This is a genomic window from Variovorax sp. OV329 (assembly GCF_900114785.1).
GTDB lineage: Bacteria > Pseudomonadota > Gammaproteobacteria > Burkholderiales > Burkholderiaceae_C > Variovorax.
Genome location: NZ_FOUG01000009.1, coordinates 1 through 20,289 on the forward strand (window position 1 = coordinate 1; position 20,289 = coordinate 20,289).

Here is a 20,289-nt window from a genome sequence, read left to right on the forward strand (position 1 = left end):
TCGGGAGCCGCGTCGATCTGGTCGTAGGCCTTGGCTTCGCCGCCGAACTTGGCCGACAGCACCGTGGCGATGGCCGCCGTCAGCGTGGTCTTGCCGTGGTCGACGTGACCGATCGTGCCCACGTTCACGTGGGGCTTGGTGCGCTCAAACTTACCTTTTGCCATTTTCTCGACTCCGAAAAAAACTGGTTCAGTACAACTACAGCGGGCCGGCCGCCCGGACGTTGGACGGCGCGACCCGAAAATGGTGCCCTTTGCGGGAATCGGACCCGCGACCTCTCCCTTACCAAGGGAGTGCTCTACCACTGAGCCAAAAGGGCAATAAACCTGTCAAAAACCAAGCAGCACGCCGGACGACCAAGAACCTCTCATGGAGCGGGAGACGGGAATCGAACCCGCGTCATCAGCTTGGAAGGCTGGGGTTCTACCATTGAACTACTCCCGCATCGCAGGCAAACCCTCAAAGGCCACCTGCACAAGCCGGGTTCAAGCCCCGAGATTCGCCGTCCGTCCGTTATCTAAAAGCGTCCTGCAGAAATCCTTGTTGTTCGCTGGTGGAGAGGGCTGGATTCGAACCAGCGTAGGTATAAACCGGCAGATTTACAGTCTGCTGCCATTAACCACTCGGCCACCTCTCCGGCGAGCCTCAGAGTATAGCATGCGCAGGACCGGCCGCTCAAGGCCACCCCGATCCCCAGCGCAACGCCGCGGCGGAGTGCCCCGCCGGACTCCGTGCAGCAAAGCCTTCGATTATCCCTCGATCCGGATGCCGTTCTCCCGGACGATGGCCTGCCAGACCTTGAGGTCCTGGCGCACCACCTGGGCGAACTCCTCGGGCGAGCGCTGGGGCGTGTCCTGGCTCAGGTTCAGCTGGAAACGGCGGCTCTCCAGCGCGGGCGCCAGCAGCGCCGCACGGATGTGGCGGTTGACCGCCGCCACGACGGGTGCAGGCGTGCCCTTGGGAGCGAAGACGCCGTACCAGGCGTCGGCCTCGAATCGATAGCCCTGCTCGGTCAGCGTGGGGAGGTCGGGCAGTTGCGGCCCGCGCCGGCTGGCGCTCATGGCGATGCCGCGCAGCTTGCCCGCCTTGATCAGGGGCACCGATGAGCTGGCGTCCACCCAGGCGATCTGGATGTTGCCGCCCTGCAGGTCCTGGTAGATCTGGGGCACGGTCTTGTAGGGAACGTGGCGAATTTGCAACCCCGCCTTCGCCTTGAGCCACTCCATCATCAGGTGGCCGGTGGAGCCGATTCCCCAGCTGCCGTAATCGTAGGTATCGGCCGGCCTGGCCTTCACGACCGCGACGAACTCCGCCAGGTTCTTCGCCGGGAAATCCGGCGCCACCACCAGGTGGATGCCGCCAGCGCCCACCTGCACCACCGGCACCAGGTCGGTGGTCACGTCGAAGGGCAGCTTGGGCTGGAGCGCCTGGTTGATGACGGTGGAAGAGGAACTCAGCCAGCCCAGCGTGTAGCCGTCGCCCGGCTGGTGCACCAGCAGGTCGGCGGCCAGGATGCCGTTGGCCCCGGGCTTGTTGTCCACCACGACCGGCTGACCCAGGGCCTGGCTCAGCTGGTCGCTGAACAAGCGGCACATCAGGTCGGCGCCACTGCCGCCCGCACTGGGCACCAGCATGCGGATCGGCCGGCTGGGCCAGGGGGATTCGGCAGCCGCCAGCACCCGCCCTTGCAGGGCAGCCCCACCCAATGCGGCCAGGATCTGCCGACGCGAAATCTCTGCCATTTGCATGTCTGCCTCCGTGAATTTGAATCGTGCGGCTCAGGCCGCCGGCTGCCGGACCACGCTGACGGACAGCCCGCCATCAGCTACCAGCACCTGGCCGTTGACGTAGGACGCCTCGGAGGAAAGCAGGAACAGCGTCGCATGCGCCACCTCCCAACCTGTTCCCTGACGCCCGAACGGCAGCGGCCGGGCCGCGCGCGCCGGCCGGTTGCGCGAAGCGTCGCGGCCCAGCGGCGTGTCGATCAACCCCGGCGCGATCACATTCGCGCGAAGGCCGCGGCCATGGGTGGCGTAGGCGGCAGCGCGTCCCAGTGCCGCCAGCGCCGCCTTCGAACACTCGTAGGCCGGAATGCCGGTGAGCGGCGACAGCGACGCGGTGGAGGACACGAACACCATGGAGCCGCCCTCCTCCATGACCTCGGCCGCCGCCTGCGCGCAGAGCATGTGGGCGCGCAAGTTCACGTCCATCACGGCATCCCAGGCCTGCGCCGTCTCGGTGCCGAAGCGGCTGGTGTTGCCGATGCCCACGTTGAGCACCAGCCCGTCCAGGCCGCCCAGGACCTGTACCGCCTCGCGGACCATGCGGGTGATCTCCTCGGGGCGCGACACGTCGGCCTGCAGGGCGTGGACCCTGCCGCCCTCGCGGCGGGCACGCGCGGCGCTCTCCTCGGCGCTGGCGAGGTCCATGTCGGCGCAGGCCACGGCCGCGCCTTCCCGGGCGAAGAGCAGCGTCATCGCACGCCCGTTGCCGACCGGCGGCTGCTCGTCGACGGTCGGCCGCTGGCCGCCCCCGACGACGAGTACCCGGCGGCCGGCCATCCGGCCCGCGGGTCGCGCGCGGCCCAAGGCGGGGGCGAAGAGCTGGCGGACCGGGTCGGCCGGCACCGGAGCCGGCGTCGGGGCCTGGGCCACATGGGCGGCGATGGCCGCCGCCGCATCTTCGTCCTCCACCTCCAATTCCAGGTTCTCCAGCAGGCGGCTGACCAGCATGTAGAAGCCGATGGTCACGACCAGCTCCATCTGCTCCTGGGCCGAGCAGTGGGCGGCGAGCGTTGCATAGAGCGGCTCGGGCGCCTTCACCTGCCGCACCACGGCGTCGGTGAAGGCGAGGACGGCGCGTTCGCGGGCATCGAACAGCGGGCTGGCGGGGTCGGCCAGCGCGGCTTCGATCTTCTCGTCCGGCACGCCGGCGCTGCGGGCCACGCGGCGGTGCTGGTGGATCTCGTACGAGGCGTCGCACAGGGCGCCCACGCGCAGGATGGCCAGCTCGCGCAGCGCGGGCGACAGCGAGGACTTGCGCAGGATGGCGCCGCCCAGCGCGAGGAAGCCCTCGGCCACCTCGGGCGCGTGGGGCAGCACCTTGTAGAGGTTCAGGGGCGGGCGGGCCCGCAGGGTGTCGCCGAGGGTGCCGGGCACGGCGTCGAGGTCGAAGAAGGGCAGGCGGGCCATGGGTCTCCAATGCAGTTGAAATCGATTTCCGAATGCTCTCGTTTTCCTTGATTTCAACCAATCAGGCCAACCCTAAAATCGTTTTCCGAAATCCTAAAAACTTTGCAGCCTCCAGCCCATGAAGCGCATCTCGGTCCTGGACGTGGCGCGCGAGGCCGGCGTGGCGCCGGGCTCGGTGTCGCGTGCCCTGAACAACGGCAAGCACGTCAGCGCAGACCTGCGCAGCCGCGTGCACGACGCCGCCCGGCGCCTGGGCTACCAGCCCAATGCCCAGGCGCGCGGACTGCGTCTGGGCCGCAGCAACACTGTCGGGATGCTCATCAACGACATGCGCCACCCGATGTATGCGCGGGTGGTGGCGGCGGTCGAGCGCGAGCTGTCGCTGCGGGGCCGGATGATGCTGCTGGCCGATGCGCAGAACGAGATCCAGCGCGAGCAGGCGGTGATCCAGACTTTCCAGCGCTGCGCCCTGGACGGCGCCATCGTCGGCGCCTCCTTCCACCCGGTCGCTGCGACGGCGGCGCACTACGAGGGCAACCGGCTGCCGCTGGTGCTCATCGACCGAGACGTGCCCAGCATGGACCGGGTCTGCATGGAGCGGCGCAACGGCATGCGCACGGCGGTGCGCCACCTGTTGGCACTGGGGCATCGCCGCATCGCCCTGTTCACGCCGGCGCTGGACCGGGTGCCCGGCGGCGAACGCGTGGCAGGCTACATGGACGCGTTCCGGCAGGCTGGCCTGAACGCGGACATGCGCCACGTGCCCACCCTGGCCTCGCCGCTGGACGACGGCCGCGATCCCCTGCTGCGCCTGTTGGACCAGCCCGGGCCTCCCACCGCGCTGATCTGCCTGGGCACGCGCCTGCTCTCCGGCGCGCTGCATGCGCTGCGCCAGCGCTCGCTGCGCATCCCGGAGGACTTTTCGGTCATTGCCATCGGATCGACCGAGATGATGGAACTGGCCAATCCACCACTGACCTGCCTGCGCATGGACCTGGACGGAGTCGGCCGCTCGGCCGCGCGACTGCTGCTGCGCCGCCTGGACGAGCCCGGCGTCCACGCGCCCGAACGCGTGGAGGTGGAGACCGAACTGGTGGTGCGCGATTCCTGCGGCCCGGCGCCGGGCCGGCGCTGAGCGCGCGCCGCTCCTAGGCGGCGGAACCCGGCGCGGCCTGTGCCTCGCGCCAGGCCTTGGCCTGCCCGAAATGCCCGCAACCGATGAAGGGGATGGGCGGGCGCAGCGCCGACAACGGCGACGGGTGGTTGGCCAGCAGGATCTTGTGCCGCGAGGCGTCGATCAGCGCCCGCTTGCCCTGTGCATGCGCGCCCCAGAGCATGAACATCACCGGCCGCTCGCCCTGCGACACGTGGCGGATCACGGCGTCGGTCAGCACCTCCCAGCCGCGGCCGGCGTGGCTGGCCGGCTGGCCCTCCTCCACCGTCAGGCAGGTGTTGAGCAGCAGCACACCGTGCGTCGCCCACTTCACCAGGCTGCCGCCCGGATCGGGAAAGGCCGGCGGTGCCACGCCCAGGTCGCGCTGCATCTCCTTGAAGATGTTGCGCAGAGAAGGCGGCAGCGCCACGCCAGGCGCCACGGAGAAAGCCAGGCCCTCGGCCTGGCCGCGGCCGTGGTACGGGTCCTGGCCCAGGATCACGATGCGCACCGACTCCGGCGGCGTCAGCTCCAGCGCACGCAGCGGCCGGGGCGGGAAGATCACCGCGCCCTCGTCCAGGCGCTGCTGCAGGAAGCCCTGCAGGCGCTGGCCCACGGCATTCGCGAAGAACTCGCCGACCAGCGGCTGCCAGCCGGGCGCGACGGGCCACTGCGCCGGATCGGCGCTGGCCAGCTGCGTGGGGTTCATCGGAAGAGGGCGGCCAGCGCGTGGCCGGGTTCCTCGGCGCGCATGAAGGCCTCGCCCACCAGGAAGGCGTTGACGCCCGCCTCGCGCAGCTTCGTCACGTCGGCCCGGGTGGTGACGCCGGATTCGGTGACCAGCAGTCGGTCGGCCGGCACCTTGGCCTGGAGCGCCAGCGTGTTGTCGATCGAGACCTCGAAGGTGCGCAGGTTGCGGTTGTTCACGCCGATGAGCGGCGTCTTGAGCTTGAGCGAGCGTTCCAGCTCGGCCTCGTCGTGCACCTCCACCAGCACCGCCATGTCCAGACCGAGCGCGATGGCCTCGAAGTCGCGCATCTGCGCGTCGTCCAGCGAGGCGGCGATGAGCAGCACCGCGTCGGCGCCGATCACCCGCGACTCGTAGATCTGGTAGGCGTCGACCATGAAGTCCTTGCGCAGCACCGGCAGGTCGCAGGAGGCGCGCGCCTGCTTGAGGTAGTCGATGCCGCCCTGGAAGAACTGCTTGTCGGTCAGCACCGAGAGGCAGGCCGCGCTCACCGTGCCATCGCCCTCGGCGTAGCTCTGCGCGATGTCGGCCGGGATGAAGTCTTCGCGCAGCACGCCCTTGCTGGGGCTGGCCTTCTTCACCTCGGCGATCACGCCGGCCTGGCCGGCGGCAATCTTGCTGCGCAGCGCGCCCACGAAGTCGCGCGTGAGCACGCGGCTCTCGGCGTCGAATCGGATGCTCTCCAGCGAGGTGCGCTTCTTCGCCGCCGCCACTTCCTCGTGCTTGACGGCAACGATCTTGTTCAGGATGTCCGACATGTTCAGTTTCCCTTTGCGGCTGCGCCGGTGGTGAAGGCCACCAGTTGCGCCAGCTTGGCCTTGGCCGCGCCGGAGTCGATGGCCGAGCGGGCGCGCTCGATGCCGGCGGCAATGCTGTCCACCACGTTGCCTGCATAGAGAGCGGCACCGGCATTGAGCAGCACGATGTCGCGCGCCGGGCCGGCGTCGCCGTTCAGCACCCCGGTCAACATGGCCTTGGACTGCTCGGGGGTCTCCACGCGCAGCGAGCGGTTGCTGGACATGGCGAAGCCGAAGTCCTCAGGGTGCAGTTCGTACTCGCGGATCTCGCCGTTGTGCAGCTCGCCGATCATGGTGGCGGCGCCCAGCGAGATCTCGTCCATGCCGTCGCGGCCGTAGACCACCAGCGCATGCTCGGCGCCCAGGCGCTGCAGGGCACGCACCTGGATACCCACCAGGTCGGGGTGGAACACGCCCATCAGGATGTTGGGCGCGCCGGCCGGGTTGGTGAGGGGACCCAGGATGTTGAAGATGGTCTTGATGCCCAGCTCCTTGCGCACCGGCGCCACGTTCTTCATGGCCGGGTGATGGTTGGGCGCGAACATGAAGCCGATGCCGACTTCGGCGATGCTGGCGGCGATCTGCTCGGGCTTGAGATTGATGTTGATGCCCAGCGACTCCAGCACGTCGGCGCTGCCCGACTTGCTGCTCACGCTGCGCCCGCCGTGCTTGCTCACCTTGGCGCCCGCCGCGGCCGCCACGAACATGGAGCAGGTGGAGATGTTGAAGGTGTGCGAGCCGTCGCCGCCGGTTCCCACGATGTCCACGAGGTTCGTGGTGTCGGCCACCGGCACCTTGGTCGCCACCTCGCGCATCACCTGCGCGGCGGCCGTGATCTCGCCGATGGTTTCCTTCTTCACGCGCAGGCCCGTGATGAGCGCGGCCATCATGACGGGCGAGCATTCGCCGCTCATGATCAGCCGCACGATGTGCAGCATCTCGTCGTGGAACACCTCGCGGTGCTCGATGGTGCGCTGTAGCGCTTCCTGGGGTGTGATGGACATGAGAGTGTCTCCGCGAAAATCGGTCAATGTCTTGGGGCGTCGGCCAGCGCGAGCTGGATGCCGAAGCCGATGAAGATGGCGCCGGCCACGCGCTCGAGCCAGCGAACGCCGCGGGCCACCAGGCCCACGCGCCGTGCCATCCAGGCAGCAGCGCCGGCCCAGCCGAAGTTGACCCACATGCCGTTGAAGTTGAACAGCAGGCCCAGCAGCAGGAAGCTCAGCGAGGGATGCGGCGCGCCATGCGGGATGAACTGCGGCACGAAGGCCAGGAAGAACAGCGCCACCTTGGGATTGAGCGTGTTGGTCAGGAAGCCCCGGCTGAACACCGCCCAGAGCGAGGCGGTGGCCGGCGCCGCAGCAGCCACCGGCAATGAAGCCGGCTTGCCGCGCGACAGCAGCATCGTCGCGCCCACGTACACCAGGTAGGCCGCGCCCACCCACTTGAGCACGGTGAAGGCGGTGGCCGATGCCGCCACCAGCGCGCTCACGCCGATGGCCGCCGCCGCGATGTGTACGCAGCAGCCAGCCGTGATGCCCAGGGCAGCCACCAGTCCGGCCCGCACGCCGCTGCGCAGCGCATGATTGACGATGTAGAACACGTCCGGCCCCGGCGTCAGGTTGAGCAGCAGGCCGGCCGCGATGAAGGCCAGCAGTGCGGGCGTGTCCGGCATGGCGCTGTTGCTCAGGCGCGGAAGAACTGCCGGATGGCCGCGACGGCGCGCTCCACGCCCGCCTCGTCCACGTCCAGGTGCGTGACGAAGCGCAGCTTGTACAGCCCCGTTGCCAGGATGTTCTGCGACTTCAGGTGCGCCAGCAACTCGTTCATGCGCGGCTTCAGCTCGTCGCTCATGTCCACGAAGATGATGTTGCTGTGCGGCGCCTCGACCGTGAGGCCGGGGATGCCTTCCAGGCCTTCGCCCAGCCGGCGCGCCAGTGCATGGTCCTGCGCCAGCCGCTCCACATGGTGGTCCAGCGCATGCGATGCCGCTGCCGCCAGCAGGCCCGACTGGCGCATGCCGCCGCCGGCCATCTTGCGGATGCGGTGCGCGCGGGCGATGAACTCGCGCGTGCCGCACAGCGCCGAGCCGACCGGCGCGCCCAGCCCCTTGCTGAAGCACACCGAGACGCTGTCGAAGCACCCCGCGATGCGTTTCGCCTCGTCGTGAACCGTGCGCCCCGTCTGTGCTGCCTGCGCCGTCGCTGCGTTGAAGAGGCGCGCGCCGTCCAGGTGCCGCTGCAGGCCCTTGTCCTTGGCCAGCTTCGTGGCGGCCTGCACGAACTCGAAGGGCAGCAGCTTGCCGCCCAGCGTGTTTTCCAGTGCCAGCACGCGGGTGCGCGCGAAGTGCGCATCGTCGGGCTTGATCGCACCCTCGATGTCGAAAAGCTTGAAGCTGCCGTCGGCCTGGTGCTCCAGCGGTTGCGGCTGCACGCTGCCGAAGACCGCGGCGCCGCCACCTTCCCAGCGGTAGCAATGCGCCTGCTGGCCCACGATGTATTCCTCGCCACGCTGGCAGTGCGACAGGATGCCGCACAGGTTGCTCTGCGTGCCGGTAGGCACGAAGAGGGCCGCCTCGAAGCCAAGCAGGCCGGCGATCTTCTCCTGCAGCGCGTTGGTGCTGGGGTCGGTGCCGAACACGTCGTCGCCCAGCTGCGCCGCCATCATGGCGGCCCGCATCGCGGCCGTGGGTTGCGTGACGGTGTCGCTGCGCAGGTCGACCAGCTGGGGCGTGCTCATGTTCGTTGCTCCTACGACAGGAAGTTCTTCAGCATGGCATGGCCATGCTCGGTGAGGATGGATTCGGGATGGAACTGCACGCCTTCGATGCGCACCTCGTGCGCGAAGCCGGTGTGGCGCACGCCCATGATCTCGCCATCGTCGGTCCAGGCGGTGATGGCCAGGTCCTGGGGGCAGGTGGCGCGCTCGATGGAAAGCGAGTGGTAGCGGTTGACCGTGAAGCGCTCCGGCAGGCCGGCGAACACGCCCTCGCGGGTGGTCGTGATCTCGCTGGTCTTGCCGTGCATGAGCTGCTGCGCGCGAATGATGTTGCCGCCGAAGGCCGCACCGATGGATTGATGCCCCAGGCACACGCCCAGGATCGGCAGCCTGCCCGCGAAGGCCTTGATCGCTGCCACAGAGACGCCCGCTTCCGCCGGCGAACAGGGCCCCGGCGACACCACCAGGCGCGCCACGCCGGAGGCGATCAGCTCGCCGATCTGCTCCACCGTGATCTCGTCGTTGCGGTGCACCTGAACGTCCGCACCGAGCTCGCCGAAGTACTGGACGATGTTGTAGGTGAAGCTGTCGTAGTTGTCGATCATCAGCAGTTTCATGGCTTGCTCACAATCCGGTGCACGCCCTTGACGACGGGGAACACGTTGAAGTTGATCAGAAGCCCCAGCTTGAGGCCCGAGAGACGCAGCGCGGCCTGGGCCTGCGTGCGATGCAGGTCGGTCAGCACGTCGACTGCCTTGACTTCGACGATGACCGACTGCTCGACCACGAAGCCCGCGTTGCAGACCTCGCCGAGCGGACGGCCCTTGTAGCTGGCCGACAGCGCCACGTCGCGCGTGAAGCCGATCTCGCGCTCGGCGAGCTCGATGGCCAGCGCGGCGGCATAGGCGCCTTCGTCCAGCCCGGTGCCGAGCACGCGCTGAACCTCGACCGCCGCGCCGATGATCTCGTGCGAGAAGTCGCCCTGGGTATCGGTTGGCGCGCTCATTCCAGCCCCTCCTCGACCAGTTCGGCCGCACGCAGCAGCGCACGCGCCTTGGCCTCGGTTTCTTTCCATTCCAGCTCGGGCACCGAGTCGGCCACCACGCCGGCCGCCGCCTGCACGTGCAGGGTCTGGTCCTTGATGATGCCGGTGCGGATGGCGATGGCCACGTCCATGTCGCCTGCGTAGCTGATGTAGCCGCAGGCGCCGCCGTACAGGCCGCGCTTGGTGGGCTCCAGCTGGTCGATGAGCTCCATGGCATGCACCTTGGGCGCGCCGGTGAGCGTGCCGGCCGGAAAGGTGGCCTTGAGCACATCGATGGCGGCCATGCCGTCCTTGAGCGTGCCCTCGACGTTGCTCACGATGTGCATCACGTGGCTGTAGCGCTCCACCGCGAAGGCCTCGGTCACCTTCACCGTGCCGGTCTTGGCGATGCGGCCGATGTCGTTGCGCGCCAGGTCGATGAGCATCACGTGCTCGGCGCGCTCCTTGGGGTCGTTCACCAGTTCCTGCTCGGCGGCCTTGTCCAGCTCGATGGAGGCGCCGCGCGGGCGGGTGCCGGCCAGCGGCCGGATGGTGATCTTCTGCTCGCCCTCGCCGGTGTTCTCCTGGCGCACCAGGATCTCGGGCGATGCGCCCACCACGTGGAAATCGCCCAGGTGGTAGTAGTACATGTAGGGGCTGGGGTTGAGCGAGCGCAGCGCGCGGTACAGCGACAGCGGCGACTCGGTGTAGCGCTTGCTGATGCGCTGGCCCACCTGCACCTGCATGAAGTCGCCCGCGGCGATGAGTTCCTTGGCCCGCTCCACCGCCGCCAGGTAGTCGGCCTTGGCGAAGCTGCGTTCGGCCGGATGCGCCTGCGTGGGCTTGACCACCGGCGCGCTCACCGAGTACTTGAGCTGCTCGCGCAGCGCCCGCAGGCGCCGCTTGGCATTGGCGTAGGCCTCGGGCTGAGAGGGGTCGGCGTAGACGATCAGGTAGAGCTTGCCCGAGAGGTTGTCGATGACGGCCAGTTCCTCGCACTGCAGCAGCAGGATGTCAGGGCAGTGCAGCGTGTCGGGCGGGCAGCTCTTCTCGAGCTTCTTCTCGATGTAGCGCACCGTGTCGTAGCCGAAGTAGCCGGCCAGGCCGCCGCAGAAACGCGGCAGGCCGGGGCGCAGCGCCACCTTGAAACGCTTCTGGTAGGCGGCGACGAAGTCCAGCGGATTGCCGCGGGCGCTTTCCACCACCTTGCCGTCGGTCACGACCTCGGTGAGCGCTTCATCGCCGAAGCCGCTGGCGCGCAGCAGCGTGCGCGCAGGCAGGCCGATGAAGCTGTAGCGGCCGAAGCGCTCGCCGCCGACGACGGATTCGAGCAGGAAGCTGTACTTGCCACCCTCCTTCGAGTTGGCCAGCTTGAGGTAGAGGGACAGCGGGGTCTCGAGGTCGGCAAAGGCCTCGGCCATCAGCGGAATGCGGTTGTAGCCCTGGGCGCTGAGGCTCTTGAATTCGAGTTCGGTGATCACGGGGAGGTCTCCATGTCCGCACGGCGCAACAGGCTCGGGCGGCAATCATTCACGAAAACTGGCCCTTTTATGAACAGGGCCACGGGCGCGCGGCATGGCGCCGCGCAGGTCAAACAGACTGCGACTTTGGCGTACGCCAGGGCCAGGCTCCCCGGCCTTGACCTGTCTGGATGACGTGATGAATGAACATGGACGAGAGAGTTTATACGAGTGGCAAGGCGAGTACAAATTGATACATTGTTCGGATCAAGCAATGACTGGAGACAGAAGATGAGTCGACTCACGCGCTGGATTGCCCTCGGCGCACTGGCCACCGCCCTGGCCGGCGCCCACGCCGCGCCCCTGGACCTGGCCGGCGTCAAGATCGACGACGCGATCGAGCTGGGCGGCAGCAAGCTGCAGCTCAACGGGGCGGGCATCCGCTTCAAGGCGGTGTTCAAGGTCTACACGGCAAGCCTCTACCTGGGCAAGAAATCCGGCACCACCGACGAGGTGCTGGCCGCGCCGGGCGCCAAGCGCATGTCCATCACGATGCTGCGCGACATCGACGCCAACGAACTGGGCAAGCTCTTCACCCGCGGCGTGGAAGACAACTCGCCCAAGAGCGAGATGGCACAGCTCATTCCGGGCCTGCTGCGCATGAGCCAGGTGTTCTCGGACCAGAAGAACCTGAAGGCCGGCGACACCTTCAACGTGGACTGGGTACCCGGCAAGGGCACGGTCATCAGCGTCAAAGGCGTGCCCCAGGGCGAGCCGGTGAAGGAGCAGGCCTTCTTCAACGCGCTGATGCGCATCTGGCTGGGCCCCTCGCCCGCCGACTACAAGCTCAAGGACGCCCTCCTGGGCAACGCTTCCTAGCGCGCAAGTCCGGCCAGGTCGGCGAGCGAATCGATCACGCCGTCGGCATCGACGTCGTGCACCGGCTCGCCGTGGTTGTAGCCGTAGCTCACCAGCAGCACCGGGCAGCGCGCAGCACGCGCGGCCTGGGCGTCGTTGCTGGAGTCGCCGATCATCAGCGTGCGCTGGGGCCGGGTGCCCAGCGCCTCGCAGCTCTTGAGGAGCGGCAGCGGGTCGGGCTTCTTGCGGTCGAAGGCGTCGCCGCCGAAGACGAAGTCGAAATAGCCGGTCAGTCCCTTGGCCGCCAGCAGCGGCTTGGCGAACTCGCCGGGCTTGTTCGTCAGGCAGGCCAGGCGCAGGCCCCGCGCACGCAACTCGCGCAGGCCCTCCACCACGCCGGGATACACCCGTGAGTGCTGCCCGTTGATCTGCAGGTAGTGGCGCGAATAGCGCTGCCAGGCCGCATCGAAGAGCGCGGCGTCGGCTTCCCGGCCTTCGCGCACATGGCGCAGCACCGAACGGATCAGGTGCTCCGAGCCCTTGCCCACCATCGATTCCACCGCCGCCGGTTCCACCCGCGGCAGTTGCAACTCGTCCAGCATCAGGTTCAAGGCCACGGCGAAGTCGCCCAGCGTGTCAACCATCGTGCCGTCCAGATCGACCATGGCTGCTTCCAGCGCGCCACCGGAGCGAAGACGGGTGAACAGGTCCGCAATGCGGGCGTCGGGCTGGATCTCCTGGGGGTGCATCGGCGCCGATTCTAGGGGGCGCGTGTGCAGGATTCCGGGACGGCGCTACCTCGGCGTCCCGGCATTCAAATGAGCGATGTGAAGGGGAAACAACGCTCAATTCAATGCTTGTTGACGATTGCGCGAAATATTCACGCTCGCGTACGACGCCGCTGCGAACAAGCCGGCAGTTCTAGTTACACATGGAAGCCAATCCGGCAGTAACTATTTCCGACTAAAAAAAATGAGACGAACTCTCACGCGTTCCCTCCTCGCCTCGGCCGCCTTGATGGCCATTGCCGCCTGTGGCGGCGGAGGCGGCGGCAGCAGCGCCCCTGCGCCAGCCGGCCCATCGGGCAACCAGACCCCGGGCGTCACCCAGTCCTACCTGAGCGGCATGGCCGCCGTCGGCTCGCCCGTGGCTTTCGCATCCGTGACGGCGCAATGCGCGTCGGGTGCCACGCTCAACGGCGCCACCGATGCCAACGGCAACTGGCGCCTGGAGCTGTCCAACCAGGCCTTCCCCTGCCTGGTCACGGTGTCCGGCGCCACGCTGCCTGCCGGCCAGTCGCTCTACTCGGTGGCCCTGGACAAGGCCAGCGCGCTGAACGTCACGCCGCTGACCACACTGGTGACCGCCAGCGCGGCGCAGGCGCTGCCTTCGGCCCTGGCCGGCAATGCCACTGCACTGTCGGCCGCGGCCAAGGCGCTGGACACCGGCCTGGCCAGCGTCAACGCCAGCCTGAAGTCCGCGGGCTACACCACGGTGGACGGCAACCCGCTGACCTCGGCCTTCAAGCCGCAGGCGGGTGACGCCCACGACGACCTGATCGCGGGCCTGATGCGCTCGCTGAAGGACGAGAGCCAATCGCTGGCCGACCTGGCCACGGCCTTCGCGGGCAGCGCCGGCGCCGAGGTGCCGGTGCCGCACACGCATGTGTTCAGCGCCGCCGAACTGACGGCCTCGGCCATGCCGCAGCTCAACCACGCCTCGCTGTCCGTCGATGCCGGCGTTCTGAACATGACGCTTGCCGCAGGGACCAGCGCCGCCGGCAGCTTCGTCGGCGGCGGCAACGGCAACAAGGCGGTGCTGCAGCTGCCGGGCCTGGCGGGGACGAAGCTGAAGGACCTGCAGGACATCTCGCTCCAGCTGAGCGGGCCGTCAACAGCCGGTGGCAAGAACGTGTACGCCTATATGAACTTCACTGTGGACCTGAACTGCGACGCGACGCCGCTGTCGGCCAGCGCCACGCTGGACGATGTGCGCAAGCGCCACCGCATCTTCATCTACGACCCGTTCGTCAACTTCATCCAGAAAGCCCCGTCCGCGATCTCCGCGACCGAGCTGTCGACCATCAACTTCACCCGCTCCACGCCCGGCTGGCGCGTGTCGGGAGGCACGTCGGTCGGCTCCGTGGCGATCAATCCGACCTACGACGGCAGCGAGACGCTCGACGGCTTCGACTTCAGCACCTACCCCAACGCCTGCATCGTCGACGGCGTGACGGGCGACGGCGGCATGTTCCGCGACAAGACTGCGGACTCGGCCTGCGACACCGCCGCCGGCCTGGCGACCGGCGCACCCGCCACCTGCGGCAAGCCCTACCGCGGCGCCATCGTGGTCCTCGGCGACAGCGCCACCACCGCCGCCGTGCAATGGAAGCTGAAGAAGGTCCGCGTCAAGACCACTGCAGCGCGCAACTTCGCCTTCGAGTGAAGGCAAGGAAAGGCCGCCGAGCCTTTTCTTCTTGAGCGAACCCGGGCCGGCGTGCCCGGGTTTTTCGCTTCTGGTGCGCCGGCTTGCGCGGCCGCCGGTGATCTTCACCACCTTTCATCCCGCCCCGCTGCTACGATGCCGGCGCCACAACAACCTAGTATGGAGTTCGAGGATGAAGCGAGTGATTTCTTTCAAGCCTTCGCTGGTTGCACTGTCCGCCGCCATGGCACTGGGCATCGGCTTGCTCTCACCGGCGCAAGCCCAGGACGCGGCCAAGCCCGTGAAGGTGGTCGACGCGGCGGGCGAGGGCGTGGTGGTTTCGGTGGTGGGCGAGATCACCGCCGTGGACGTGGCCAACCGCATCGTCACGATCAAGGGCCCCAAGGGCAACCAGTCCGACATGCGGGTGGATGAGCGCGTGCGCAACCTCGACCAGGTCAAGGTCGGCGACCGCGTGCGCCTGACCTACCGCGTCGGTGTGGCGCTCGCCCTGCTCAAGGGCGGCGACGGCATCCGCGAGAAGGTCGAGAGCGTGGACGCCGCCCGTTCCGCCCCTGGCGCGAAGCCCGGCGGCGTCGTGGTCAAGACCACCACCGTGGTGGCCAACGTCGAGGCGGTCAACCTCAAGCGCAAGATCGTCACGCTGCGCGGCCCCGAGGGCAAGGTGGTGGACGTGAGCGTGAAGGACCCGGCCGTGCTCAAGGAAGTGAAGGTGGGCGACCAGGTGGGTGCCCGCATCACCGAATCGGTGGCCGTGCGCGTTCGCCCCGCCAAGACCTGAGCACGCCTTTCCAGGCACAAGGCGCGAAGGCCTGCCCTCGTCCTCGCGGACGGCGGCAGGCCTGATTGTTTCGGGAGAAAGTCCGCGGCGCCGCGAAAGGGAGCGGGCGCGGACTTCAGCCGTGCGCGGAGGCCTCGGTCAGCGACTGTGCAGCCACCACCGCCTCGGTGCGGTTGCGCACGTTCAGCGCGCGGAAGATGGCCGCCAGGTGGATCTTCACCGTGCCTTCGCTGATGCCCAGGCTGCGGCCGATGAGCTTGTTGGGCTTGCCCTGCGACAAGAGCTGCAGCACCTCGACCTGGCGTTCGGTAAGCACGTTGCGCAGGCTCTCCAGGGTCGCCGAGCCCCCTGCGGATCGCGCCCCGCCAGCAGCCGGCTGTGCTTCGCCGGAGCCGCCGGCCACCACGCCCGGCGGCACGGCCGACAGCATCATGGGCGGTACGTAGACGCCACCGGCCAGCACCAGCCGCACGGCGGACAGCATGACCTCGGGCGAATACGCCTTGGGAATGAAGCCCAGCGCCCCGCGCTCCAGCGCGCCGCGCATCAGTGCCGGGTCCTCGTAGCCCGACAGCACGATCACCGGCACGCTGGGATGGCGCCGGCGCAGTTCGTCGATGTGCGAATAGCCTTCGGCACCCGGCATGCTGAGGTCCACGACGGCGAGATCCACGTCGTCGGAAACGGTGCGCATCAGCTCGTCGGCGCTCGCGGCCACGCAGAACTCGATGCCCGGCTCTATTTCCGACAACTTGGTCTTGACCGCCTCGGTGACGAGCCGATGGTCGTCGGCGATCAGAATTTTCATGGTGTTCCTGGGCCTCCGAATACTTGACAGGAACCCCCATCAGGGGGTTGGCTAACGATAACGGCGATTGTCGCTTGCAGCAAGGCGGCCCGCCCGTCGAACGACATAGCTCCCACGCGATATGGTGCCTGCGCCTGCGGCGCCCCAACAATGGCCGCCACAACATCAACGCGGTGGGGACGATGAGCGTCTGCCTGAGCTGCCGGCGCAAAGCCATTGCCATCGCTGCCCGAGGGGGCGAGCGTCATGACTCGCCTGATTGACTGCTTTTCCTCCCTGGTCTCCTTCGGGCTCTCGATCGATGCGGGGTCCGGGCCCGTGCTCGCTCAGCGCGTGGAGGCCCTGCGCCTGATCGAGGCCGCGCGAGCCCGGGCCGCCGGGGCGGACTATCCGGCGACCACGGTGGAGTCGGCCGCATTCGCCATGGTGGCCTGGATCGACGAGCGGCTGGCGCACCGGGCCAGCGAGAGCGGCGAAGCCTACGAGCCGCTGCAGCTGCAGCTGTTCAACTCGCGAAACGCGCACACCGAGTTCTTCCATCACCTCTCGGCGCTGCAGCCGCAGGACGACGAGCTGCGCGAGGTCTACTGGCACGCCATGACCCTGGGCTTTGCCGGCCAGTACTACTTCGAGACCAGCGACGCGGGCGAGCTGGGCAAGCTCAAGGCGCTGCACGGGCGCCAGCTCACCCACCCGCCCCTGGACCTGCAGGCGCTGGCGCGAGAGCACATCACGCCCCAACCCTACGCGGTGGCCGATCCGCCGATGCCCGCCAACCCGCTGGCGCGCGAGCGCGCCGTGCTGTGGGGCGGCGGCCTGCTCGCCCTTTTGGCACCGGTGCTGCTGCTGGCCTGGCTGAACCTGGCGACCCCGCGCGAGGCGCCGCCGCCGCTGGCACAGCGCATCGACGAGCACCTGCAGCGCTACGCCTGTGCCGATCTCAGCGCGCAGGTGGAATCCGACGGCATGGTGAAGGTGCGGGGCTACGTCTCCAAGCGTGAGGACCTCGAGGCGGTGCGGCGCGACGTCGCCGCCATCGCGGGCGTGCGCTCGCCGCAGTTCCAACTGGGCGTTCGCATCTGGCCGCACTGCGAGGTCTACGCCATTCTCAAGCCCTACCAGATGCGCAACCGCGAAAAGGAATACGGCTTGCGCATCCGCGCGCCCAGCGCGCTGGAAGGGCGGCTGCGGGAAGGCGACGCCGTGGTGCTGCGCCTGACGCAGGCCAGCTTCGATGCCAACATCTGGGTCGACTACTACACCGCCGACGGCTCGGTGCTGCACTTCCAGGCCGGGCGCGGACAACTGCGGCTGCCGGCCGACACGCAGATCGACCTGGGCCGCGACATTCCGGCGAGCTGGCTGGTGAGCCCACCCTTCGGCACGGTCATGATCGCGGCCATCGCCTCCCCGGCGCCGTTCTCGGAGACGGCCGACCGACCGCCCTTCGAACTCGCCTCGGCCTACCTGCTGCGCCTGCGCGAGATGCTGGCGGCCAACCGCGGTGCCGACCGTCTGCTGGCGGAGTTCCTGTTCCTCGAGACCGTGGAGCGCTGAGGCCGTGAGCGAAGCGCAGTTCCATCTCCTGTGGCAGGTGAGCGCCGCCAGCCTGCTGGCCCTCGCATTGCTGTGGTGGGTGGCACGCGGTGCTCGGCGATGGGCGCGCCAGCGCAGCCTTCGCGCGGCGCACGCGCGCAGCGGTGGGGTCGTCCATCCGGCCCTGGAGCAGGCCTTCGGCCAGGCGCGCGAGGCCCTGCAGCCCGGCGCGGCGCGCCTGCGGCCGCAGGCGCTCTATGCGCGACCCTGGATGCTCTTTCTGGGCGACCGCGCAAGCCGCGTGTCCGACCTGCTGGCCGCGGCGGCGAGCAACCGGGAAGGCCGCGCACCCCATGGCGATGCGTCGATCAGCTTCTGGCGCTGGTGGCTCATGCCGCAGGTGGTGGCGATCGAGACCGACCCGCGACTGATCGAGCCCGCGCCGGCGCAGGACACGCCCGGCTCGCGCGCGCTCATGTCCGCCTGGTACCAGGGCCTGCTCCTGCTGGCCGAGCGCCGCGGCACCTTGCCGCTGGACGGCATCGCCTTGTGCGTGGACGCGAGCAGCCTGCTGGCCGGGCCGGAGGTCGCCTCCGATCTGGCCGCCCGGTTGCGCGAGCGGGCCGACGATGCGTCGCACCAGTTGCGCATGCGCCTGCCCACGCAGGTGCTGATCACCGGCCTGGACCGGTTGCCCGGCTACGCCGCGGTGCGCGACGCGCTGCCCGAAGACGTGCTCGCGCAGGCGGTGGGCTTTCGCGTGCCGGCGGGCACGCTGGTGGTCATCGACGATGTGCTGGGCGAGTTGTCGCAGCGGCTGCGCGCGTTGCGCATGACACTGCTGTGCCAGCAGACCGATGCGGCGGGCCGGCTCGCGGTGCACGAGTTCTTCGTCCAGTGGCTTGCGCTGCAGGCAGGGCTCGGCAGCTTTCTCAAGCGCCTGTTCGCACCCGGCGGCGCGCCCTACCGGCTGCGCGGACGTGCCCTTTACTTCGTCGCGGCGCCCGAAGGGCAGAGCCGTGCTCCCGCCTTCGTGACCGAACTGTTCACGCGCTTCTTTCCGCTGGAGCGCGCATTCCCGACCCTCCGCAAGTAAGGCGGGGTGCTACTTGCCGGATTCGATGCGCACCTGGCGCGCAGCGAGATCGACGGTGAAGTTGTTGGGCTTGCCCACCTCGAGCGGCTTGAGGTCGCGCCAGCGCGCGCGCTCCAGGTCGCGGTAGGCCGCGAGCACCGCGATGTTCTTCGCATCGGGCTCCAGCGTGAATTCCAGCTTCCTGCTTTCGCCCGGATTGATGAGCAGCTCCTCGCGCTTGACCATCTCGGCGCCCAGCGTGGCCTGGTCCTTGTCATAGAGCGAGAAGAAGTCGGCGCCTTCGAAAGGCCCGGGCGCCTTGAGCACATACACGCGCACCGTGAGCGGCGAGGCACGCCCGCGTGCATCCGGATTGGCGTCCTTGGCGGCCACCAGGTTCAGCGAGACCGGCGTGACCACGGGCTTGGGCGGCGGCGCACCGCACGATGCCGCGACCAGCGCCAGCCCCATCAGCAGCGCGACCCGGCGGCCGCTGCGGGAAAGGGAGCGTCCATAGGGCGAATGGCTTGTTCCGGTGTCTTGCATGCTATTGCCTTCGTTGCATTGACCGTGCTGGGTGCATCTTTGATTATCCCTGGCGAACGCGAAGCGACAACATGCTCACACCCGAACTCGTCGACGCCTTGCAGGCGCCCATCAGCGAGGCATCGCCAGCGGGGGACAACCTCGAGTACGACCCTGCATTCACCGCGCTCGAATCGGCTTCGCAGGGCAAGCCCGAGCAGCAGTTCGGCGACACGGTGATTGCCGCGGTGGAGCCCGAGTGGCGGCAGGTGTCGGAGCAGGCGCAGGAACTGCTCGCACGAACCAAGGACGCGCGGCCCGCCATCCTGCTCATGCGTGCGAGCACGCGCATGCAGGGCGTCGAGGGCTTCGGCCATGGCCTGGCCCTGCTCACCGCACTGCTCGAGCGCTACTGGGACGACCTGCATCCGCAACTGGACGCCGACGACGACAACGACCCCACCATGCGCCTGAACGCACTGGCGCCGCTGGCCGACGAGAGCACGGTGCTGCGCGACCTGTACGACGCACGCGTGGGCGTGGCACGCGGCATCGGCCCGATCCATGTGCGCGACATCGCGATCGCACACGGCACTTTGGCCGCGGTGGGTGGCGATGCCGGGTTCTCGCTGTCGCAGGTCGACGGCGCGCTCGAATCCATCCACGCCGAATCACCGCAGGCCGTCCAGACGCTCGCCGGCCTGGGGGCCCAAGTGAAGAAGTTGCAGGAACTGCTGTCCGAACGCACCGGCCGCAGCGACGCGGTCGACCTGGCACCGCTGCGCGGCATCTGCGGGATGCTGGCCAAGGCCTGCGCCCACCTGGGCGGCGCGGTCGCGGCAGAAGACGCCGCCGAATCGGACGATGCATCGGGCGCTGACGCCGGCAGCGCCGGCACCGCACCGGCCGCAGCGCGCGGCGAGATCCGCAGCCGGCAGGACGCGCTGCAGACCCTGGACCGCGTGATCCGCTACCTGGAGCAGGCCGAGCCCGGCAACCCGGCGCCGCTGCTGATCTCGCGCGCCAAGAAGCTCATCGGCGTGAGCTTCCTCGAAATCATGGCCGACCTGGCCCCCAACGCGCTCGACACCATCGAGATGGTCACGGGCAAGCAGGCTTCCGAATCCGAGTAAGCGCACCGCTCTCCCCCCTTTCACCCGCAAGGAGCAC

Annotated in this window: 21 protein-coding genes and 3 tRNA genes; 7 read left to right on the forward strand and 17 right to left on the reverse strand. The window is 68.6% G+C overall.

Features of this window, described 5'->3' with window-relative positions; all coding sequences use genetic code 11:
- From BM345_RS16400 to BM345_RS16425, 6 genes are all read right to left on the reverse strand, one after another.
- A partial coding sequence (locus BM345_RS16400; protein ID WP_254789784.1) for a GTP-binding protein occupies window positions 1-164 on the reverse strand: 164 nt, incomplete at its 3' end.
- 80 nt (window positions 165-244) lie between these two features.
- A tRNA-Thr gene (locus tag BM345_RS16405) sits at window positions 245-319 on the reverse strand.
- Window positions 320-370: 51 nt separating this feature from the next.
- Window positions 371-444 (reverse strand) — tRNA-Gly (locus BM345_RS16410).
- A gap of 107 nt (window positions 445-551) precedes the next feature.
- A tRNA-Tyr gene (locus BM345_RS16415) sits at window positions 552-637 on the reverse strand.
- A 112-nt stretch (window positions 638-749) separates the two neighbouring features.
- The gene (locus BM345_RS16420; protein WP_254789770.1) at window positions 750-1,742 is read right to left on the reverse strand and encodes a Bug family tripartite tricarboxylate transporter substrate binding protein; all 993 of its coding nucleotides are present in this window, start codon (window positions 1,740-1,742) and stop codon (window positions 750-752) included.
- 36 nt (window positions 1,743-1,778) lie between these two features.
- Complete coding sequence (locus BM345_RS16425) at window positions 1,779-3,191, reverse strand: SDR family oxidoreductase (RefSeq protein WP_254789771.1); 1,413 nt, start codon at window positions 3,189-3,191, stop codon at window positions 1,779-1,781.
- 118 nt (window positions 3,192-3,309) lie between these two features.
- Here BM345_RS16425 and BM345_RS16430 point away from each other — a divergent pair, with 118 nt between their 5' ends.
- Window positions 3,310-4,326 carry a LacI family DNA-binding transcriptional regulator gene (locus BM345_RS16430; protein WP_093381188.1) on the forward strand — a complete coding sequence of 339 codons (1,017 nt, stop codon included), beginning with the start codon at window positions 3,310-3,312 and terminating at the stop codon, window positions 4,324-4,326.
- A gap of 13 nt (window positions 4,327-4,339) precedes the next feature.
- Here the strand turns inward: BM345_RS16430 and BM345_RS16435 are convergent, their stop codons facing one another.
- Genes BM345_RS16435 through trpE form a run of 8 tightly spaced genes read right to left on the reverse strand, consistent with a single transcriptional unit; the run spans window position 4,340 to window position 11,112 of the window.
- Window positions 4,340-5,053 (reverse strand): uracil-DNA glycosylase, encoded by a 714-nt coding sequence (locus BM345_RS16435; RefSeq protein WP_093381190.1) that lies wholly within the window; start codon window positions 5,051-5,053, stop codon window positions 4,340-4,342.
- Window positions 5,050-5,850, reverse strand: coding sequence for an indole-3-glycerol phosphate synthase TrpC (trpC, locus tag BM345_RS16440; RefSeq protein WP_093381191.1), 801 nt, complete (start codon window positions 5,848-5,850; stop codon window positions 5,050-5,052). The genes BM345_RS16435 and trpC overlap by 4 nt, the downstream gene beginning before the upstream one ends.
- A gap of 2 nt (window positions 5,851-5,852) precedes the next feature.
- A complete protein-coding gene (trpD, locus tag BM345_RS16445) occupies window positions 5,853-6,893 on the reverse strand; it encodes an anthranilate phosphoribosyltransferase (RefSeq protein WP_093381193.1) in 1,041 nt (346 codons plus the stop codon).
- Between the two features lie 23 nt (window positions 6,894-6,916).
- Window positions 6,917-7,564 (reverse strand): LysE family translocator, encoded by a 648-nt coding sequence (locus tag BM345_RS16450; RefSeq protein ID WP_093381194.1) that lies wholly within the window; start codon window positions 7,562-7,564, stop codon window positions 6,917-6,919.
- Between the two features lie 11 nt (window positions 7,565-7,575).
- Entirely contained in the window at window positions 7,576-8,628 is a 1,053-nt protein-coding gene (gene ltaE / locus BM345_RS16455) for a low-specificity L-threonine aldolase (protein ID WP_093381196.1), read from the reverse strand.
- 11 nt (window positions 8,629-8,639) lie between these two features.
- Complete coding sequence (locus BM345_RS16460; protein WP_093381197.1) at window positions 8,640-9,224, reverse strand: aminodeoxychorismate/anthranilate synthase component II; 585 nt, start codon at window positions 9,222-9,224, stop codon at window positions 8,640-8,642.
- Window positions 9,221-9,613 (reverse strand): GxxExxY protein, encoded by a 393-nt coding sequence (locus BM345_RS16465; RefSeq protein WP_093381199.1) that lies wholly within the window; start codon window positions 9,611-9,613, stop codon window positions 9,221-9,223. The genes BM345_RS16460 and BM345_RS16465 overlap by 4 nt, the downstream gene beginning before the upstream one ends.
- A complete protein-coding gene (gene trpE / locus BM345_RS16470) occupies window positions 9,610-11,112 on the reverse strand; it encodes an anthranilate synthase component I (protein ID WP_093381200.1) in 1,503 nt (500 codons plus the stop codon). Before trpE ends, BM345_RS16465 begins: the two co-directional genes overlap by 4 nt.
- Window positions 11,113-11,382: 270 nt before the next feature.
- Here trpE and BM345_RS16475 point away from each other — a divergent pair, with 270 nt between their 5' ends.
- On the forward strand, window positions 11,383-11,970 hold the full coding sequence (locus BM345_RS16475; protein WP_093381202.1) for a chalcone isomerase family protein: 588 nt from the start codon (window positions 11,383-11,385) through the stop codon (window positions 11,968-11,970).
- Here BM345_RS16475 and BM345_RS16480 read toward each other — a convergent pair.
- Window positions 11,967-12,614 carry a phosphoglycolate phosphatase gene (locus BM345_RS16480; protein WP_254789785.1) on the reverse strand — a complete coding sequence of 216 codons (648 nt, stop codon included), beginning with the start codon at window positions 12,612-12,614 and terminating at the stop codon, window positions 11,967-11,969. The genes BM345_RS16475 and BM345_RS16480 overlap by 4 nt on opposite strands.
- Window positions 12,615-12,921: 307 nt before the next feature.
- On the opposite strand from BM345_RS16480, the gene BM345_RS16485 reads away from it, so the two are divergent.
- Window positions 12,922-14,394 (forward strand): hypothetical protein, encoded by a 1,473-nt coding sequence (locus BM345_RS16485; protein ID WP_139237537.1) that lies wholly within the window; start codon window positions 12,922-12,924, stop codon window positions 14,392-14,394.
- 172 nt (window positions 14,395-14,566) lie between these two features.
- Window positions 14,567-15,175 carry a hypothetical protein gene (locus BM345_RS16490; RefSeq protein WP_093381206.1) on the forward strand — a complete coding sequence of 203 codons (609 nt, stop codon included), beginning with the start codon at window positions 14,567-14,569 and terminating at the stop codon, window positions 15,173-15,175.
- 115 nt (window positions 15,176-15,290) lie between these two features.
- Here the strand turns inward: BM345_RS16490 and BM345_RS16495 are convergent, their stop codons facing one another.
- Window positions 15,291-15,983, reverse strand: a complete 693-nt coding sequence (locus BM345_RS16495) for a response regulator transcription factor (RefSeq protein WP_093381208.1) — start codon at window positions 15,981-15,983, stop codon at window positions 15,291-15,293.
- A gap of 246 nt (window positions 15,984-16,229) precedes the next feature.
- On the opposite strand from BM345_RS16495, the gene BM345_RS16500 reads away from it, so the two are divergent.
- The gene (locus tag BM345_RS16500) at window positions 16,230-17,540 is read left to right on the forward strand and encodes a DotU family type IV/VI secretion system protein (protein WP_093381209.1); all 1,311 of its coding nucleotides are present in this window, start codon (window positions 16,230-16,232) and stop codon (window positions 17,538-17,540) included.
- 4 nt (window positions 17,541-17,544) lie between these two features.
- Window positions 17,545-18,615: a type VI secretion system protein gene (locus BM345_RS16505; RefSeq protein ID WP_093381211.1), complete on the forward strand. Its 1,071-nt coding sequence runs from the start codon at window positions 17,545-17,547 to the stop codon at window positions 18,613-18,615.
- A 9-nt stretch (window positions 18,616-18,624) separates the two neighbouring features.
- On the opposite strand, the gene tssJ is transcribed toward BM345_RS16505, so the two are convergent.
- Window positions 18,625-19,140, reverse strand: coding sequence for a type VI secretion system lipoprotein TssJ (gene tssJ, locus BM345_RS16510; RefSeq protein WP_093381212.1), 516 nt, complete (start codon window positions 19,138-19,140; stop codon window positions 18,625-18,627).
- 71 nt (window positions 19,141-19,211) lie between these two features.
- Here tssJ and tssA point away from each other — a divergent pair, with 71 nt between their 5' ends.
- Window positions 19,212-20,252, forward strand: coding sequence for a type VI secretion system protein TssA (gene tssA / locus BM345_RS16515; protein ID WP_093381214.1), 1,041 nt, complete (start codon window positions 19,212-19,214; stop codon window positions 20,250-20,252).
- Window positions 20,253-20,289: the final 37 nt, after the last annotated feature.

What these genes read in the sequence shown, in the direction of transcription:
- BM345_RS16420 (WP_254789770.1), bottom strand. Translation starts at nt 1,742, where the DNA reads ATGGCAGAGATTTCGCGTCGGCAGATCCTGGCCGCATTGGGTGGGGCT.
- BM345_RS16425 (WP_254789771.1), bottom strand. Translation starts at nt 3,191, where the DNA reads ATGGCCCGCCTGCCCTTCTTCGACCTCGACGCCGTGCCCGGCACCCTC.
- BM345_RS16430 (WP_093381188.1), top strand. Translation starts at nt 3,310, where the DNA reads ATGAAGCGCATCTCGGTCCTGGACGTGGCGCGCGAGGCCGGCGTGGCG.
- BM345_RS16435 (WP_093381190.1), bottom strand. Translation starts at nt 5,053, where the DNA reads ATGAACCCCACGCAGCTGGCCAGCGCCGATCCGGCGCAGTGGCCCGTC.
- trpC (WP_093381191.1), bottom strand. Translation starts at nt 5,850, where the DNA reads ATGTCGGACATCCTGAACAAGATCGTTGCCGTCAAGCACGAGGAAGTG.
- trpD (WP_093381193.1), bottom strand. Translation starts at nt 6,893, where the DNA reads ATGTCCATCACACCCCAGGAAGCGCTACAGCGCACCATCGAGCACCGC.
- BM345_RS16450 (WP_093381194.1), bottom strand. Translation starts at nt 7,564, where the DNA reads ATGCCGGACACGCCCGCACTGCTGGCCTTCATCGCGGCCGGCCTGCTG.
- ltaE (WP_093381196.1), bottom strand. Translation starts at nt 8,628, where the DNA reads ATGAGCACGCCCCAGCTGGTCGACCTGCGCAGCGACACCGTCACGCAA.
- BM345_RS16460 (WP_093381197.1), bottom strand. Translation starts at nt 9,224, where the DNA reads ATGAAACTGCTGATGATCGACAACTACGACAGCTTCACCTACAACATC.
- BM345_RS16465 (WP_093381199.1), bottom strand. Translation starts at nt 9,613, where the DNA reads ATGAGCGCGCCAACCGATACCCAGGGCGACTTCTCGCACGAGATCATC.
- BM345_RS16475 (WP_093381202.1), top strand. Translation starts at nt 11,383, where the DNA reads ATGAGTCGACTCACGCGCTGGATTGCCCTCGGCGCACTGGCCACCGCC.
- BM345_RS16480 (WP_254789785.1), bottom strand. Translation starts at nt 12,614, where the DNA reads ATGGTCGATCTGGACGGCACGATGGTTGACACGCTGGGCGACTTCGCC.
- BM345_RS16485 (WP_139237537.1), top strand. Translation starts at nt 12,922, where the DNA reads ATGAGACGAACTCTCACGCGTTCCCTCCTCGCCTCGGCCGCCTTGATG.
- BM345_RS16490 (WP_093381206.1), top strand. Translation starts at nt 14,567, where the DNA reads ATGAAGCGAGTGATTTCTTTCAAGCCTTCGCTGGTTGCACTGTCCGCC.
- BM345_RS16495 (WP_093381208.1), bottom strand. Translation starts at nt 15,983, where the DNA reads ATGAAAATTCTGATCGCCGACGACCATCGGCTCGTCACCGAGGCGGTC.
- BM345_RS16500 (WP_093381209.1), top strand. Translation starts at nt 16,230, where the DNA reads ATGACTCGCCTGATTGACTGCTTTTCCTCCCTGGTCTCCTTCGGGCTC.
- tssJ (WP_093381212.1), bottom strand. Translation starts at nt 19,140, where the DNA reads ATGCAAGACACCGGAACAAGCCATTCGCCCTATGGACGCTCCCTTTCC.
- tssA (WP_093381214.1), top strand. Translation starts at nt 19,212, where the DNA reads ATGCTCACACCCGAACTCGTCGACGCCTTGCAGGCGCCCATCAGCGAG.